We start from the raw sequence: 15,974 nt of genomic DNA on the forward strand, positions 1-15,974 counted from the left end.
TCAGCCAGCTTTCTTGCGGCGGCTATCAGAGGCAGGGCGTTGCGCCGTCCCTTTCGCAGGCGCTTTCTTTTCACTCAACTTGGCACTCTGGCGCAGCGCCTCCATCAGATCGACAACCTTGCCCTCCGGCTTCGGCTTCCTCTTCGGCAGTGCCCTTCCCTCGACCTTGGCCTTCACCAATTCGGTCAGCGCCGCCTCGTAGCGATCCTCGTATTCGCTCGGCTCGAACACGCCCTTCTTCGTACCGATGATATGACCGGCAAGCTCGAGCATCTCCTTGTCGAACTTGATGTCCGGAATGTCCTTGAAGACCGGATCGGCAGAACGGACCTCGTAGTCGAAGTTCAACATCGTCGCGATGACGTAGTCCTCACGCGGGCGGATCAGCAGGGTCCGGTTGCGCCGGAAGAGCACGGCCTCGGCAAGCGCTGCCACCTTGTTTTCACGCATGCTCCTCGCAATCAGGCGCAGCGCCTCTTCGTCATTCTCATCGACAGGTCCAAGATAGTAAGGACGGTCGAAATAGAGCTTGTCGATTTCATCGAGAGCAATGTAGCTCTGGACATCCATGACCTTGTCGCTCTCGGGCATGACATTTGCAATCTCGTCGCCTTCGATGACGATGTATTCGCCATTGTCCATCCGGTAACCCTTGACCTGATCCTCGCGCTCCACAGGCTTGCCGGTCTCGCTGTCCACGAACTGACGCTCGACGCGATGGCCGGTCTTCCGGTTGATGATATTGAAGGAGAGCCGGTCCGATGCGGAAATTGCCGTATAAAGCCCGACGGCGCAGACAAGGTCGCCAATCTTCAGATGACCCTTCCAGCTTGCCCGCGCTGCCATCCCCGCCTCCTGCGTATCGATCAGAGCCTGCTTCCGCTCTTATCCGTTTCAAGCGGCACAAACCGCCAGCCGCCGTCCGGAGCCGGAAAAGCCAGCGTAGCGTCGCCGTCGCCGATCTTCTGGCGGGACGCTGCGCGTTTGGCGTGATTGATCGCTTCTTCGACGGTCGCATAGGTTTCGGAAAGCGTGCCGCCGAGCTTGTATGCCCAGCCTTCGTCATGCGGCACAATCTGATAGGTAATGTCGACCATATTCCTGTCCTCTCTTCAGTCGTCATCGCGTGGCGCTGCTTTGCGGCGCTCATCCAAGGCGATAATCTTTTCGACGGATGCGATATCGTCGCTGGTAACGGGCCGCACGGGGTCCGCGGCGATCGCTTCGAGCACTTCGTCTGAAAGCGCGCCGTTGCGGATTGCCCATTCCAATGTTTCACGCGTTTCCCGCTCTGCCTTCAGCTGCGCATAGAGTGCCACGATCAGCCGGTCGCGAGGATCGAACCCGCTCTTCGGCGCCATGTTCCGGATGTTCGGCATGCAGGTGGCCCTTCGCGATTTCTCCTGATCAAAGCTTTTCAACTGATTACAGCCCGAAAAGTTCCGATATTTCAGCACCAAAGCGCGACTGGGCGATGCTTGCCTACGAATGACCTGTCCTTGGAAGGGCAGGTGCCATGAGCAAAGTCCATGATGAAACCGAGTTTTCCCGCGAAAAGTCACATCACAGCAGCATGCTCGGAAACGAATGGAGCCGGGATGCGATTTGTTACCTAGCTCGGCTTCTGATTTGAGTCCTGCCATCCTTCGGACTCTGCCCGACACGCAACCGGGTCCTGAGCGGCACCCTGAGGCTGAGGCGCTGCAGTCCAGGACCTGGAAGTCGTCGAGGCGCCGAAATCGTGGCAACAACCAACGTTTTTCGTGAACGCAAAGCCGATCAATGTTCAGTCCGAGGGGCTGCACGATCTGGCAAGCCCAAGCCAGAAAATGGAGACGATATTCGCGTTTGAAAAGCTGGCCGTCCTCGGATGGCCCCGCTGCCTCGATTCACCGAGCCTAAGCATCCGTCTGTTAGGAATTTGTTGACCATAAAGTGGTTCTACTGAGCGCGATGGATGCGGACGTTCCCGCACGTCGTCGAGTGTTTCTGTGTGAGACGGGATTGTTCGTGTCGAAATATCCAGTGAAAGGGTTCTGGGGTGCAGCATCGGACGGCGCGGTCGCCGCACTCTTTTCGCGTGTGGGACGGCTCGTCGCGCAGACCATCCTGCGAACTCTGCTCGCGCTCCCCGCGCTTATCGGTTCTGCATCTTTTGCCTCCGCGGAAGATCGTACGCTGAAGCTGTTCTTTACCCATACGGGCGAGAGGGCCACGATTACCTACAAGCGCGACGGAAGGTTCGATCCAAAGGGCCTGTCCCAGATAAATCGGTTTCTGCGCGACTGGCGAAGGAACGAGCCGACCCGGATGGATCCCCGGCTGCTTGACCTGGTCTGGGAAGTGTACAAGCGCAGCGGCGCGAAGGACTACATCCACATCGTCTCCGCCTACCGTTCTCCGGCCACCAATAACATGCTCCGCAACCGTTCGCGCAGTACGGGCGTCGCCAAGAAGAGCCAGCACATGCTTGGCAAGGCGATGGACTTCTACGTTCCAGGTGTGAAGCTTTCGACGCTGCGTACCCTTGCAATGCAGATGCAGGCCGGTGGTGTCGGATATTATCCGACATCGGGATCGCCGTTCGTGCATCTCGACGTCGGCAACGTCCGGGCTTGGCCCCGCATGTCTCGGCAAGAACTTGCTCGAATATTCCCGAACGGGCAGACGATGCATCTTCCAGCCGATGGCCGGCCGCTGCCGGGATATAACCAGGCGGTTGCCAACTATAGGAAGCGCGCCGGCGCCGCCTCCATCCAGATCGCCAGCACCGCTGGAGAAGACGATGACGCAGGAACGTCGGGCCGCGACGCGATAGACAATAGCCTCGTGACGGCGCTCCTGCCCACGCCGCGAAGCCGCGCATTGAATGCGCTGGCCTTGCAGACCGACGCGGCCGAGCGGGACGACGAACGGTCCTCCCTGGATCTTTCATCGTTCCCGATCCCGATACCGGCAATGCGGCCAGCCGACTTGGGGGCCGACGCCAAGCTGGAGATTGCTTCGATTGGCCCAATCGGCATGCTTCCGGATAAACGGACATCTGCATTGCCGACCTATAGCGGCTTCAAACCTTTCGCTGCCGCACATCGCGCCTCACAAGAGGACGCGAACGTGATCGCCTCCCTGCCAATGACTGCCTCCTGGGAGGAGGCAGATCTATTCGGATCGATTTCAGACACGGCGCTGATGAATTGGGCGCTGCATCCCCCGGGCGCGGTGATTGGAATGAGAGCGCCTCGCGTTTCCCGCCGCACGGTTCAGCATAATCCGGATGCCGCATCCGGTACGAACATCATTCCGGTCGCCGCCACTGACCGGTTCGACGCCGACCGGTTTGCCTCACCCCCCGAGGGCTAAGCGCATTCGTCATCGCGGCGGCTTTGATCCTCCGCAGGTCTTCCCCGTCGGCCCTTACTGCGGAGATCAGGCCCGCCCTCTCGAACTGCAGGAAGGCCGACATCCATATCCTTTGTCCACCTTCCCCGTCGAATTCCGAAACGGACTGGGATAAGAAGTGACTGCCGCTGTCTTTGTCTTCCCGGCAAAGAGCCACCTCGAGGCACCGCGCGATGCCGCCCCGGAAGACAAGACATGAATGATACCAAACTCTGTCGCAGTCCTCTTGACCGCCTGTCACGCCTGCGAGGCGTCGTGCCGGCTGCCGTGATGATCCTGATCGCGACTGCGACCAGCGGCTGCGTGCAGACGGCGCTGGACGATCTCGGCGACGCTGCTCCTCAGATCTCAACCAAGACAATGGCGGAGATGCGTAAGAAGAAAATGTCGCCTCAAAGCCCGGTGCTCGTTCGAACCTTCAAGGAGGAAAGCGAGCTCGAGGTGTGGAAGCAGGACGCCACGGGGCGTTATCGCCTGCTGAAATCCTTCCCGATATGTCGGTGGTCGGGCAAGCTCGGACCCAAGAAGACCGACGGCGACCGCCAAGCTCCCGAAGGCTTTTATTCGGTCAGCAAGAGCATGCTGAACCCTAGGTCCCAGTACTACCTTTCCTTCAACCTGGGTTATCCCAACAGGCTCGAATCCGCCCTTGGATATAGCGGCACGGCGCTCATGGTGCATGGTGCGTGCTCCTCCGCCGGCTGCTACGCGATGACTGACCAGGGCGTCGGCGAGATCTATGCAATCGTCAATGCCTCGCTGGGCGGCGGCCAAACATCATTCCCGGTTCAGGCGCTCCCCTTCCGTATGACGGCGAAAAACATGGCCAAACACAGAAGCGACCCCAATTTCGCCTTCTGGAAGACATTGAAGTCGGGATATGACGCCTTCGAGGCGACGAGGACAGAACCCAGGATTTCCGCATGTGGGGGAAAATACGTCGTTAACGCCGAATTTCAGGGAGGCGATCCAGACGATCCGTTGGCCGCGTGCCCTGCGCGCATCGACACCCCCGATCCTGCAGTCGCCGCCAGGATAAAGACGGAAGATGCCGAGCTTGCCGCGCTGCTCGAAAAGGACGGCCCTTCTCATCTGACAGCCTATGTCGACGGCGGCATGCACCCAAGCTTTCGGGCGCTTCTCAAGCAGAACGGCCCTAAGAAGCTGGCAGAGAAGATTTCCAACATCGACTATCCCGTAAGCCAGCCAGATGCAGCGCTGGCTGACCCTTACGAAAAGGAATGATTTCAGCCGCAGTCTCGCTTGTCATGCCCGCGAAGTATTGCCCAACGGCGAACGGCCTCTTTCGTCGCTACGTCCGAGGCTTGTCTCGTTTTGGACGAGATGGATCCACGGCCTTTAGGAAAGCGGTAACGCTATCAGGCGTTCTCTAACTCTTGTAGCAATCGGTCATTGAAGGCGCTGTTGACGCTGCAATCACTGCTGGTTATAGCGGCCATATCTTGAGTCATAGACTCAAGATATAAAATGCGATGCAAAAAGCGAGCATGAGGCCGGACCGCATGGAATATTGCCTTCTCTCCCCAGCACGATTGATCCCAACAGAAGAGGTGAATTTCGACAGAGTCGACGCATTACAAGCCAAAATCCTGAAAGCAGGTGCATGGACCGCGCCAATAACGGCAGAAAAAGATGCCCTGTTCGTCATGGACGGCCATCACCGACTGACGGTTGCACATCGCCTAAAGCTCGCCAAGATACCCGTGGTCCTTCTCGACTACAATTCAGTGCGGGTGGAAAGTTGGCGCCCGGGTGAGGAGATCACCCCTGCGGAAATCTTCGAAATGGCGCGCAGCGGCCGCAAGTTTCCCTACAAAACAACACGGCACATCTTTGCCCAGGGCGTGCCGACATGCGATGTCCCTCTTGAGCTTTTGTGCAAGCCCGCTTCGTCAGAAATGGCGCCTCTACGCGCTTCCGGGGCGCTGTCATGACGTTGCATTGCCACAAGATCGACTCTGACCTGCCGCCGATTTTACGATCGGCGACTGCAGACCTTCTCACCCGGCACGATCCTCTTCTTCTCGACTGGGTTGCCCGTTTCGGCTCACCGCTCAATTTGGTCTGGCCGGACGCGTTGCAGGACAACTTTGCGGCGTTAAGAACCGTGCTGACGGAGGGCGGCGTCGAGCATGCGATCTATTATGGAGTGAAAGTCAACAAATCGCCCGGCCTCATGCAGGCGGCGCTCAGCTCAGGCGCTGGACTCGACGTCTCCAGTCTTTATGAACTTCGCGACGCAAGGCGGCTTGGGGCCAATGGCACCAGGCTCGTGGCGACCGGGCCGGCGAAAACGGGCGCATTCCATCAAGAGCTCATTGATTGCAACGCGCTGATATCGGTGGACTCGCCCGAGGAGCTGGAAGAACTGGTCGTTCGCTTGCCGGCACATGCCAGTCCGCACCCGATCCTCCTGCGGCTTCGGCCGAGGGATCAGAGCAAGAGCCGTTTCGGCATGCCGGCGGAGACCGTCATTCCTTGCCTTGCCCGTATTGCACGGGAAAGCAGATTGCGCTTCGACGGGCTACATTTCCATCTCAGCGGATATGGCTGGGAGACCCGCTTGGCAGCACTGAACGAGGCCGCTGAACTCATTGCCGAAGCGCGGGCCATGAGACTTTCTCCGCGCATGATCGACATCGGTGGGGGCTTGCCAGTTCAATACGTCGATCAGTTGAAGTATCAGGCGCATATCGCAGCCCAGACGCCTGAGGACTATCGTACCGGAAAAATACCGGGCTCGTTCTATCCCTACGGCAGCGCTCTCGCAGCGCCGGATTGGCTGCGCCGCCTCTTGCAGGCTGAGATGAGCGAAGGCCGCAGCGTCGCGACCTATTTTAGGCAGGAGCAGCTCGTTCTGGCAATGGAGCCGGGTCGCGCCTTGGCGGACCAGGCGGCCATTACGGTCGTTCGGGTAACGCGCGTGAAATCCCTCGATGCGGGCACGTACGTCATCTTCGTTGAAGGCAGCAGCTTCAGCGCCTGCGAAACCTGGTTTGCCTCCGAGTTTCTGGTCGATCCGATTCTCGTGCCAGCCGCCAGACCACTCTCCGTGTCTTCCCCAATCCGGGCCTATCTCGCCGGACATAGTTGTCTCGACGAGGACGTTCTCAGCAACAGGTGGCTGACCTTCCCCGTCACCCCGCAAGCCGGAGACCTCCTGGTCTTCGCCAATACTGGCGGTTACCAGATGGATCTTCTCGAAAACGAATTCCACCGCCACCCGATGCCCGCCCGCCTATGCGTCGTCGGGGACGCTAAAGGGCATCCCATCCTCATTCCCGACGCAGACGAAGAGGTTTAAATGCTGCACACGACCGTAACGCAATTGATCGGCCAAACTCCGGTAATGTCGATTGACGTGCCGAGCCGCGAAGCCGTCTTGGTATTGAAGATAGAGAAGAACAATCCCGGCGGCTCGATGAAGGACCGCATGGCACGCAGCATGGTTGTCGCCGCTCTCGAAGATGGGCGCCTCGCGCCGGGAGGCACCATCGTCGAATCATCCTCCGGCAATACTGGCACCGGCCTTGCGCTCGCTGCACTGGAGTTCGGGCTGCGCTTTATCGCAGTGGTGGACCATCATGCGGCACCCGACAAGGTCCGCATGATGCGGGCGCTCGGCGCCGAGATCCGCTACGTCGAAGGCGATTTTCGCGAGGACGAAGTTGCCGTCGTCGAGCGACAAAGGCTGGCCGCACAGCTAGGAGCCCAGCTTCCAGGCGCGTTGTTCATGAACCAATCCGATAATCCGGCAAATCCGGAAGGCTATGCCGGTCTCGTCGACGAGTTGCTGACCCAACTCCCGGACGGCATTGATGCCTTTGTCGGTTGCGTCGGGACAGGCGGCTCTATGACTGGGATCTCCCAGCGCCTCAAGCGCCACAACCCGGCCGTGCGCACGATCGCGGTCGAGCCGGCAGGATCGATTGTCTTCGGCAAGCCTGGGCATCCCTACTATCAATCCGGAACGGGAACGCCGGCAGGTGACGAGGTCGGTAAAGTGCTGGACTATGGCTGCATTGACGAGGGCGTCCAGGTGACGGACACCCAAGCCTTCGAGACGGCGCGCTACATCGCACGCAGCAAAGGACTGCTGGTGGGCGGTTCAACGGGCGGCGCCATCTACAAGGCGCTGGAGCTTATCGCCGCCGGCAAGCTGACAGGCACGGTCGTGACGACGGTCGCGGATGGCGGAGAGAAATATCTGGGTTCGATTTTCGACGACGAATGGATGGCAAAGCGCCGCCTTCTCGACCCGGCAATCGCCGTCCAGCTGGATGGCTGGCTCTCCGGACGGGCGCGCGCAGCATGAAGGTGACCATTTGTGGCGCTGGCCGCACTGGCCACTTGAACGCGGTTCTTTTCAAGCAGGTTCCAGGCATTGAGGTTTCTGTCCTGACCACCTCCAACACGGTCGCCGGGCGATGGGCAAGTGGCGACGATCTCTGGCAAGCACAGACCCGGGACGATCACATCTTGAGCGCCAGGCCCGACCATGTCGGAACCGATCCTGCCAAGGCGCTTGAGAATGCCGATATGGTCGTCATCACGCAGCCAGCCCAGGCGAGACCGGCACTCTTGCATCGAATCGCGCCGCATTTGCCTCGGGATAAGAGCGTGTATGTCGGAGCAATTCCCGGCTTTTGTGGCTTCGATTGGCTCGCGGCAAAAGCGCTTTCAGGATGCGAGAATGTAGTGATCTGGGGCATGAAGGACGTGCCCCACATCGCCTTCGACCTGGTCGCGGGGCAGAAGGTGCGAATGGGTGGGGCCAAAGCAGAACTCTTTGTCGCTCTTCATCGTCGCGAAAGCGCTGCCAGCGGCGCCGGACTCACGGCAATGTTGAATCGCCTCTACGTGGCGCCCGTCACCCTTTTGCGAGACTACCTTGAGATCACTTTGACGCCGGGCAACGCACTGATGCATCCCGCCATCCTTTACACTCTCATCGGCCCTGGCGCACCCTTCGAGAACAGGCCATTCAACGAACCCCTGTGCTGGTGGAGCGATTGCCCTCAAGCAGGCGCCGAGCTCCTGGAAGCTTGCGACGCGGAGAATCAAGCGATCCGGCAAGCGAGTGAGGCGCGTCTCAGCATTGATTTGAGTTCCGTAAAGCCGCTTCAGCAGGAACTCGTGGAGGCCTATGGGAACCAGATCGCGGACGACCGGACTCTGTACACGCTTCTGCGCACAAATCGCGCCTATGCGGGCATCCGTGCGCCCCTCGTTGCCAACCCATACGGTCCGGGACTCATCGTCGATCGCGAAAGCCGCGCCTTCCATGAGGATATCGCCTTCGGACAGGCCCTGCTCGTCACAATGGCGGAACGGCTCAATGTGGCGGTTCCCGCCATTGCCAAAACCTATCAATGGGCGCGCGACTATCATGGCGGATTGGCCGACGGAGCGCTCGACTATGTACCATCTGACTGGCCGGAGGCAGCTTAATGGACGAGAAAATTTCTTCTGCAACAGATCAAATTGCGACAGGTGAGACAGAGCTTCTGGAGAAGGCGGCGTGCAATGCGATCAGCCGCCTGGTCCGCTGCCTGTTCGCGGAACGTCTGTTGGATCCGAATGCATTGTTGTGGGCTCATGACGGCAGGCAGGCTTGGTTTCCCCTTTGGGTTTCGCGGCGTGTGCTGCACTTTACCGACCTGTACCTTGCGCCGGCCGGAACATTGCAAAATCGCGGGCAAATCGAAGTGCTGGACGGAACAGGCATCCGATACAGGATCGATGGTCCCGCCGCCCTGATGCGGGAGGTTGCGCCGTCTCTCGCGCTTACGCCTGCGCCCGACGGACTAGAGCACCTGCTCCGCGACGTAGACGATAGCATGCGCAACGACGTTCTCGCACGGCGCCATCGGGAACGCTGGAGCGCCGAACTACGCCAGAAAATCGCTGAGGCCGATGCATCAGGCTTCCTTGCCTATCTCGAAGGAAACCTGCCCCCGCACTTGGCTGCCATGACCCTCGACCAATGGGGTGCGCTTGAGGGCCACCCCTTCTATCCGACATGGAAGGCAAAGCCCGGCCTGCCGCCCGAAGACGTTATTGCACTATCACCGGAGTTCGGCGCCCGTGTGCGGCTTCGCATTGCCGCGTTGCGCAACGACTGGGCCTATGTGGAGAAGATGCCGCATGTGGAAAGCTATTCGGGATGGTTTTCGAAGAACTTCCCCGACCTCTGGCAGCACTGGACCGATGGCCTGAGAGAGCGCGGGAAACTACCCGAAGACTGGCTTCCTTTCCCTGTCCACGCATGGCACCTGAAGAATTTTGTGCATCGCGAATTCGCGCCCGAGATCTCGGCGGGTGTTTTCGACCCGGAAGGCCCGGAGATCGTCACGCTGGCGTCCATGTCGTTCCGCACGATGCTGCCGGAGACAGAGGCACCGAGACCTTTCATCAAGCTGCCGGTAGCAATCTGGATGACGAGCGAGCAGCGCACGCTGCAGGCCAAATCGATCCATATGGGGCCTCGCCTCAGCGCGCTGATTTCCGACATTCTGTCGAAGGAGGAAGATCTCAAAAATGAGCTGGAGATTTTCACCGAAGAGCTGGGCGCCATTCTGCATCATCCGGACACGGGCGACGAGCATCCCGGCCGTTTCCTGTCGGTGGTCTATCGCAGCACCGGTGCCTTGGCACGCGGCGATGGCATGTTGCCCGTAACCGTCGCGGCGCTGCTGACGGCAAGCCCGCTGGACGGCAACCCTCTCATCTGCGAGCTCATCGCCAGAAATGGCAACGAGAGCGAGGCGGCGGTTGCCGCATTCTTCCGCGCCTATGCGCGCACCGTCGTCCGGCCGGCGCTCGCCATGTACCTTCTCTACGGAATTGCTTTCGAGGCGCATCAGCAAAATAGTACGATTCTCTTCGACGATCGCGGCCAGCCGCGGAAACTGCTGATCCGCGACTTCGGCGACGGCCGCAGTTTCGTGCCACTCTTCAAGGAGCGCGGTTACGCGCTGCAGCCGTTCAGCCGCAAGGGGATTCTGCCGACGACGTTCGACGACGACATCAGTCTCGTCCGCTCCTTCGTCATCGATGCCTGCTTTGTCTGCCACCTTCATGAGATCGCCCTTTGCCTCACCGAGCACTATAAGCTTTCCGCCGACCGTCTGTGGCGCATCCTGCGGGAGGAGACAGAAGAGGCGTTCCAGACGCTGCGGCCCCGGATGCTGTCTGATGCGTTCTGGCTTGCGGAGCGCGAAGCTTTTCTTGAACTGCCTTGGCCGACCCGTTCGGTTCTGCGGATGCATCTGGAACGCTATCGCGACTATCGGCTCGAACACCAATTGCCCAACCCGCTGGTGGGGGCGCAATGACCAGTGCAGTCGCCGTCCTGCGCGGCTTCGGACCTGTCTTCGCGCTGCTGTTCGGCCTGCAATTCATTTCCATGGGCGCCATGGAAATGAGCGGCCCCTTCTGGCCGATCCAGATCAAGGCGTTGAGCACTTCCGGAAGCATGTTCGGTCTCGCCGGAATCGGCGTCTATGTATGTCCGATGCTCGGCGTATCGCTGACGAGCGCCTTTTGGGGGCGCATGGGCGACCGCTACGGCAATCGGCTGATGATGGTCCGCGCCTTGGCGGGCCTGGCGGTCACGCAACTACTTGTCGCCTTTGCGAACGACGTGTGGACCATTCTGGCTCTGCGCTTCCTGCAGGGGGCGTGCGCCGGCTATATCGCCCCGTCCCAGGCCTATAGCGTGCAGGTCACAGGCGGGCGCGATCGCGCGCGTCTCTTCGCCTGGCTCCAGGTGGCAACCAATGTCGGCTCTCTTGGTGGCGCCTTCCTGGGTGGCCTTATCCTTGATGCCTTGCCGTTCGCGGCCGTCAATCTCACCGCCGGCGTGATCTGTGCGCTCTGCGCCATTGTTGCCTGGGGTAGCTTGCCGGTACCGCCAGGAGGTGCGGGCTTCAAGGGTCCGGCAAAGCGGAGCACGGCGGGTCTTGCGCCATCGGCCGGCTTATCCGTGCCCGGACTCCTGGCACTGATGGGGATACTGCTGACAAGCAGGATGGTCCTGCAGGTCCCGTTTTCGCTCTTCATGTCGGAGGTCTACAGCGCTCATCATTGGATCACCGGCTTAAGCTACGGGCTCATGGCGCTCGGTTTCGTGGTCACCGCGCCCCTATGGGCACGGCTCTTCGAGGATCGCGCGCCGTCCTTTGTACTCGGATGGAGCGTGTTGATCGCAGCCGGCTGCCTCGCGGTCACCGGTTTTGCCGGCTCGACCCGTGCCATCGGCCTTTTCGCTGCGCTCTATTTCGCTTGGGGCGCGCTCCTTGGAGGAACGACGCCGGTGCTGCTGTCCCTCGTTTCGGCAGCCACGCAAAGCGACCGGCAGGGATCGGTCCTGGGGCTCGCGCAGAGCTGCCAGCAGATTGCTTCGGTCGTCGGGATCATCGCCGGCGTTGTTGCCACGCAACGGTACGGTCTCGAAATCGCATTCCCGCTCGTTGCGAGCCTTTATGGCCTATCTTTTTTAGTGGCGCTTGGCCTATGGCTCAAATCGCGCCCGTCATCCGACAAAGGAGAATTATCGTGAGGAGAGACCGTTCGGCCTTGCGTGCCGTGATCGCGGCTTTTGTGTTGATTGCAATGGGCCCGGCGATCATATTCGCCGGCGAACAGGCAACGCAAGCACCGATCACTGTCACCGACATCGCCGGCCGTGAGGTGACAGTGAACGCGCCGGTCAAGCGGATTCTCCTTGGAGAGGGGCGGCAGCTTTATCTCATCGCCTCGCTCGACAAGGAAGACCCGTTGGCCCGCGTCGTCGGATGGCGCAACGATCTGGTCGAGGCCGATCCCGCCACCTACGCCCAGTATCTCGACGCCTTTCCCCAACTGGCGAAGCTTCCGGCCTTCGCAGGAAAGGAGAATGGGCTGATCGACATCGAATCGACCATCGTCCAGAAGCCCGATGTGGTCCTGCTCAATCTCGAAGCGATGAGGGCCAATCAGGACGTCAACTATATCGAGAGGCTGGCGGAGCTGAAGATTCCGGTGCTCTATATCGACTTCCGTCATGCCCCGCTGAAGAACACCGAACCGACCATTCGCCTCCTTGGCAAGATCATGGCGCGCGATACGCGTGCGGAAGAGATTATCGCTTTCCGGCATCAGGCCATGTCCCGCGTGACTGATGTGCTCGCCCGTGCCAAGCCGCAACGCCCGAGCGTGTTCGTCGAACGGATCGGCGGGTATGCCGATGATTGCTGCCTGTCATTTGGTGCGGAAAACTTCGGCAAATATGTCGAACTTGCCGGCGGCCACAATATCGGCAGCGACTTGCTTCCCTCCACCTTCGGACAGATCAACCCCGAGCAGGTGATCGCCGCCGATCCTGAGCAGGTGGTGGTTACCAGCGCCGACTGGGAAGCCTATGTCCCAGGTGGCAAGTGGATCCAGCTTGGCCCGGGCGCCGATCCCGAGGTGACCCGCAAGAAGCTCGAATGGTTCACCACCCGTAGCGCCTATACCGGCATCGCCGCGCAGAGGACGCGGAATTTCCACGGTATCTGGCACCAGTTCTACAACAGCCCCTACGAGTTCTTTGCGGTCCAGCAACTGGCGAAATGGTTCCATCCGGACCTGTTCGCCGATCTTGACCCGGACGTGACATTTGCGGAATACCACCGCCGCTTCCTGCCTATCCCCTATCGGCCGGGCTATGCCGTCAGCCTTTCTGACAGGGCGAATTAGACAGGAACCAGCCGCGCAATTGGCTTTCCGCAGGCGAGGCTCTTGATACTAGGAGAGCCTCTCCTTGTCTCTTCTTTGTCCGCAACGCAAGCTGAAGCGAAGATTGCTTCCCCGTAGCCGCAATTGGCTGATCGGCAAAATCGCTTTTACGTGTTCCGGTCAGTCGAGCTCCAAACGGCCGAAGCGCCGGCATTTGGCCGGCGCCTCGGTGCGTATCACTAAGGTGGTTCGCCCGTCGGCGGCGGCACTCACCGCGCCGTTAAAAATCAGTCGTCATCGAGACCTTCACCGTCAGCGGTGCTCCCTGCGAGATCGTGCCGAAGCTCGCGACGCCGGACCAATAATCGAGGTCGAAGACATTCTCGACTTCGGCGCGGAAGGTAACAGGCTTTTCGTTGATTTCGGTGTGATATCTGGCGCCGAGGTCAAGGCGCGTCCATGAGGGGATTTTCTGTGTATTCGCCGTGTTGACGAACCGCTCGTCCGTGTGGATGACATTGCCGGCAAGCGTCAGGCCCGGCAGGAAGGGCGTATCCCACTCCGCTCCCACATTGACCTGCACCGACGGCACGCCAATCGGGGTATTGCCTTGGGTTGTTGCGCTGTTCGTTTTCGTCAACTCGCCATGAATGAAGGTCACGCCGCCAAGCACCCGGATCTCAGGCGTTACTTCGCCGAAGATGCTGAGCTCCACGCCGCGGTTGCGCTGCTCGCCGCCCTCGACGAAGACGAGGTCACTGCCGCGCGTCTCAAGCTGACCGAAGGGCTTTTCGATCTGGAACGCGCTGACGGTTACCGCCACCCGTCCGAGGTCGATTTTCGTGCCGATTTCGTATTGTTTGGACCGATAGGGAGCGAGCGTCTCGCCGGCATTGACGGCTGTCGTGGGAGCGGTGTCGCCGACGCTCAGGCCTTCGACATAGTTGGCGTAGAGGGCGACGTTCTCCCACGGCTTGACGACAATACCAGCGAGTGGGGTCACTGCGGCCTCATCGGAAGAGCTGGTGACGTCGCCCGTCACTGGGCTGAAGTTTTCGGTATCGATATGCTGCCAGCGCCCACCCAGCGTCAGTTGCACACGCTCGTCCAGCATTGACATCGTGTCGGAGAGAGCAAAACCGTAGAACGTGTTCTCGGACACCTTCGGCACGTGGCTCGGTTGCGGCACGTCCTGTTCGGGGCGGAAAAGCGGATCAAAGAGGTTGGTAAGTTGCGCGGTACCCGAGTTCGAGCCTCGGTTGAGGGTCTGCTGGAGACCGCTGACCTGGAACGTGACGGTATGCTCCACGGCCTCCGTCTCGAACGCAGCTCTTATGCCTGTCTCGGCCGTGAGCCGGTCGACATCGAAAATGAAATTCTGCGGCGTAATGCTGACGTCGCCGGCGGAGTTAAGAATGGTTGGCGTGCCGAAAAGACGTTCGACGCGCGAATTGCCGCCGCCAACGGCACCGAACACTGTCACGGTGTCACTGAGATCATATTCGAGGCGCCCCAGCCAGGACAGATCCTTGCTCTTCGACCACTCCCAAGGTCCCTGAACATTTGACCGGCCATCTGGCGCGTCTGGAATTTCTATGCCGGCCATCGGAAAGAACGGACGCTGCGGAGCGTCGAAGTCTTCGCGCTGGCCAATGAAGTCGAGCGTCGCCCTTAGATCTTCGCCCTCGTAGTCGAGAGCGAGAGCGCCCACCGCAATGTCGCGCGACTGATTGTCGATCGGCGTGTCGCCACCGTGAAAACTGCCGTTGAAGCGCACACCAAACTGGCGTTCCTCGCCGAAGCGGCGGCTCAGATCCAGATGGCTGCCGCCGTAAAGATCCGAAGCATAATCGGTTGTCACCCGCGTCAAGTCGACGTCTGAAGCGCGCTTCGGCACAATGTTGATGGTGCCGCCGACGCTGCTGTTCGGCGATATGCCGTAAAGAAGCGCCGTCGGCCCCTTAAGAACCTCCACGCGCTCTGCATAGTCCGTGAACAGGCGGTAGGTCGGAGCGACACCGAATACGCCGTCGAAGGCGACTTCGCCGAAGTTCCCCTCGTTGAGCGGGAATCCCCTGACATAGAAGGAATCGAGCATACCGCCGGACGCATGGGTGCTTCTAACCGATGGATCATTGGCCACAACATCGGCTACCGTCTGAGCGCCTTGATTTTCGATCGTCTCCGCGGTGTAGCTGGTAATGTTGAACGGCGTATCGATGAAGTCCCGGTTGCCGAGCAATCCAATGCGACCGCCACGCGCCACCTGTCCGCCCGGATATTCGTCCGGAGCCGTGCCTATCGTCGATGTTGAAGACCTCGCCTTGATCTCGATGCGCTCCAACACCGTAGCATCTTGCGCCAGTGCGGCGCGGCTTACCGTCGCCAGCAAAACAGTCAGCAGTCCAACACGCAGTTCCATACACAGCCCCTCTCATGCGCGGACCAATCAAACACTTCGCCTGCCTCGACAGGTGCAAGATGCCGTTGGTTTGAGGGGTGTTAGATAACATGACTATGATTGTCAACATATTCGAAGGATCGGGCTATTTCGCTCCAAAGATTGGCGCTGCACAACCGCTTTTCACTGCCGCTGGTCTTTGACTTCGGTCCGCGTCAGATCTTCACGATCTACTGAGTCTTTCACCGCGCGACCTTTTGGCGCCACCATGATCCGGCAAAGAGCCTCGTTCTGACGGCCGTTGCAGTAACATGCTTGACTCTCGCCTTCTGGAAGCAGGTGTGGATCGGGGCAACCGCCAGTAAGTGACGACCCTTGCGGTGCTTCTCGCTATCTTTTTCCCGCGCGCTCGATTGACGGTATGGAGGAGCCGCTCGGTTACGCTGACTGC

The 15,974-nt window shown here is 60.0% G+C and carries 13 protein-coding genes; 9 read left to right on the forward strand and 4 right to left on the reverse strand.

The genetic code is table 11. The features are described 5' to 3' along the window. The 3 genes from ISN39_RS28395 to ISN39_RS28405 are packed head-to-tail and all read right to left on the reverse strand — an operon-like array spanning position 1 to position 1,379. A complete protein-coding gene (locus tag ISN39_RS28395; RefSeq protein ID WP_194731350.1) occupies positions 1 to 846 on the reverse strand; it encodes a Ku protein in 846 nt (281 codons plus the stop codon). A 20-nt stretch (positions 847 to 866) separates the two neighbouring features. Then, a complete protein-coding gene (locus ISN39_RS28400) occupies positions 867 to 1,097 on the reverse strand; it encodes a DUF2188 domain-containing protein (protein WP_074064889.1) in 231 nt (76 codons plus the stop codon). A gap of 15 nt (positions 1,098 to 1,112) precedes the next feature. Further along, positions 1,113 to 1,379, reverse strand: a complete 267-nt coding sequence (locus ISN39_RS28405; RefSeq protein ID WP_022716615.1) for a hypothetical protein — start codon at positions 1,377 to 1,379, stop codon at positions 1,113 to 1,115. A 625-nt stretch (positions 1,380 to 2,004) separates the two neighbouring features. Here ISN39_RS28405 and ISN39_RS28410 point away from each other — a divergent pair. The 9 genes from ISN39_RS28410 to ISN39_RS28450 all read left to right on the forward strand — a co-directional run bounded on the left by ISN39_RS28410 (position 2,005) and on the right by ISN39_RS28450 (position 13,143). Further along, positions 2,005 to 3,360: a DUF882 domain-containing protein gene (locus tag ISN39_RS28410; protein WP_246763458.1), complete on the forward strand. Its 1,356-nt coding sequence runs from the start codon at positions 2,005 to 2,007 to the stop codon at positions 3,358 to 3,360. Positions 3,361 to 3,594: 234 nt separating this feature from the next. Beyond that, complete coding sequence (locus ISN39_RS28415; RefSeq protein WP_194731351.1) at positions 3,595 to 4,644, forward strand: murein L,D-transpeptidase family protein; 1,050 nt, start codon at positions 3,595 to 3,597, stop codon at positions 4,642 to 4,644. 278 nt (positions 4,645 to 4,922) lie between these two features. Further along, on the forward strand, positions 4,923 to 5,354 hold the full coding sequence (locus tag ISN39_RS28420) for a ParB N-terminal domain-containing protein (RefSeq protein WP_194731962.1): 432 nt from the start codon (positions 4,923 to 4,925) through the stop codon (positions 5,352 to 5,354). Beyond that, positions 5,351 to 6,724, forward strand: coding sequence for a Y4yA family PLP-dependent enzyme (locus tag ISN39_RS28425; protein WP_194731352.1), 1,374 nt, complete (start codon positions 5,351 to 5,353; stop codon positions 6,722 to 6,724). Before ISN39_RS28420 ends, ISN39_RS28425 begins: the two co-directional genes overlap by 4 nt. After that, a complete protein-coding gene (locus tag ISN39_RS28430; RefSeq protein WP_194731353.1) occupies positions 6,725 to 7,735 on the forward strand; it encodes a cysteine synthase family protein in 1,011 nt (336 codons plus the stop codon). Then, positions 7,732 to 8,871, forward strand: a complete 1,140-nt coding sequence (locus ISN39_RS28435) for an NAD/NADP octopine/nopaline dehydrogenase family protein (protein WP_194731354.1) — start codon at positions 7,732 to 7,734, stop codon at positions 8,869 to 8,871. The genes ISN39_RS28430 and ISN39_RS28435 overlap by 4 nt, the downstream gene beginning before the upstream one ends. Next, positions 8,871 to 10,757 carry an IucA/IucC family protein gene (locus tag ISN39_RS28440; RefSeq protein WP_194731355.1) on the forward strand — a complete coding sequence of 629 codons (1,887 nt, stop codon included), beginning with the start codon at positions 8,871 to 8,873 and terminating at the stop codon, positions 10,755 to 10,757. The genes ISN39_RS28435 and ISN39_RS28440 overlap by 1 nt, the downstream gene beginning before the upstream one ends. Next, entirely contained in the window at positions 10,754 to 11,983 is a 1,230-nt protein-coding gene (locus tag ISN39_RS28445) for an MFS transporter (protein WP_194731356.1), read from the forward strand. The genes ISN39_RS28440 and ISN39_RS28445 overlap by 4 nt, the downstream gene beginning before the upstream one ends. 53 nt (positions 11,984 to 12,036) lie before the next feature. After that, on the forward strand, positions 12,037 to 13,143 hold the full coding sequence (locus ISN39_RS28450) for an ABC transporter substrate-binding protein (RefSeq protein WP_246763508.1): 1,107 nt from the start codon (positions 12,037 to 12,039) through the stop codon (positions 13,141 to 13,143). 259 nt (positions 13,144 to 13,402) lie between these two features. Here the strand turns inward: ISN39_RS28450 and ISN39_RS28455 are convergent, their stop codons facing one another. Continuing rightward, entirely contained in the window at positions 13,403 to 15,544 is a 2,142-nt protein-coding gene (locus tag ISN39_RS28455; protein WP_194731358.1) for a TonB-dependent siderophore receptor, read from the reverse strand. Between the last annotated feature and the right edge of the window lie 430 nt (positions 15,545 to 15,974).

The organism is Rhizobium sp. 007 (assembly GCF_015353075.1).
In the GTDB taxonomy this organism is placed as follows: Bacteria; Pseudomonadota; Alphaproteobacteria; order Rhizobiales; family Rhizobiaceae; genus Rhizobium.

Excerpts from the sequence above, each read along its gene's own strand:
- ISN39_RS28415 (WP_194731351.1), top strand. The coding sequence starts at position 3,595 with ATGAATGATACCAAACTCTGTCGCAGTCCTCTTGACCGCCTGTCACGC.
- ISN39_RS28420 (WP_194731962.1), top strand. The coding sequence starts at position 4,923 with ATGGAATATTGCCTTCTCTCCCCAGCACGATTGATCCCAACAGAAGAG.
- ISN39_RS28405 (WP_022716615.1), bottom strand. The coding sequence starts at position 1,379 with ATGCCGAACATCCGGAACATGGCGCCGAAGAGCGGGTTCGATCCTCGC.
- ISN39_RS28395 (WP_194731350.1), bottom strand. The coding sequence starts at position 846 with ATGGCAGCGCGGGCAAGCTGGAAGGGTCATCTGAAGATTGGCGACCTT.
- ISN39_RS28445 (WP_194731356.1), top strand. The coding sequence starts at position 10,754 with ATGACCAGTGCAGTCGCCGTCCTGCGCGGCTTCGGACCTGTCTTCGCG.
- ISN39_RS28400 (WP_074064889.1), bottom strand. The coding sequence starts at position 1,097 with ATGGTCGACATTACCTATCAGATTGTGCCGCATGACGAAGGCTGGGCA.
- ISN39_RS28435 (WP_194731354.1), top strand. The coding sequence starts at position 7,732 with ATGAAGGTGACCATTTGTGGCGCTGGCCGCACTGGCCACTTGAACGCG.
- ISN39_RS28430 (WP_194731353.1), top strand. The coding sequence starts at position 6,725 with ATGCTGCACACGACCGTAACGCAATTGATCGGCCAAACTCCGGTAATG.
- ISN39_RS28440 (WP_194731355.1), top strand. The coding sequence starts at position 8,871 with ATGGACGAGAAAATTTCTTCTGCAACAGATCAAATTGCGACAGGTGAG.
- ISN39_RS28455 (WP_194731358.1), bottom strand. The coding sequence starts at position 15,544 with ATGGAACTGCGTGTTGGACTGCTGACTGTTTTGCTGGCGACGGTAAGC.
- ISN39_RS28425 (WP_194731352.1), top strand. The coding sequence starts at position 5,351 with ATGACGTTGCATTGCCACAAGATCGACTCTGACCTGCCGCCGATTTTA.
- ISN39_RS28450 (WP_246763508.1), top strand. The coding sequence starts at position 12,037 with ATGGGCCCGGCGATCATATTCGCCGGCGAACAGGCAACGCAAGCACCG.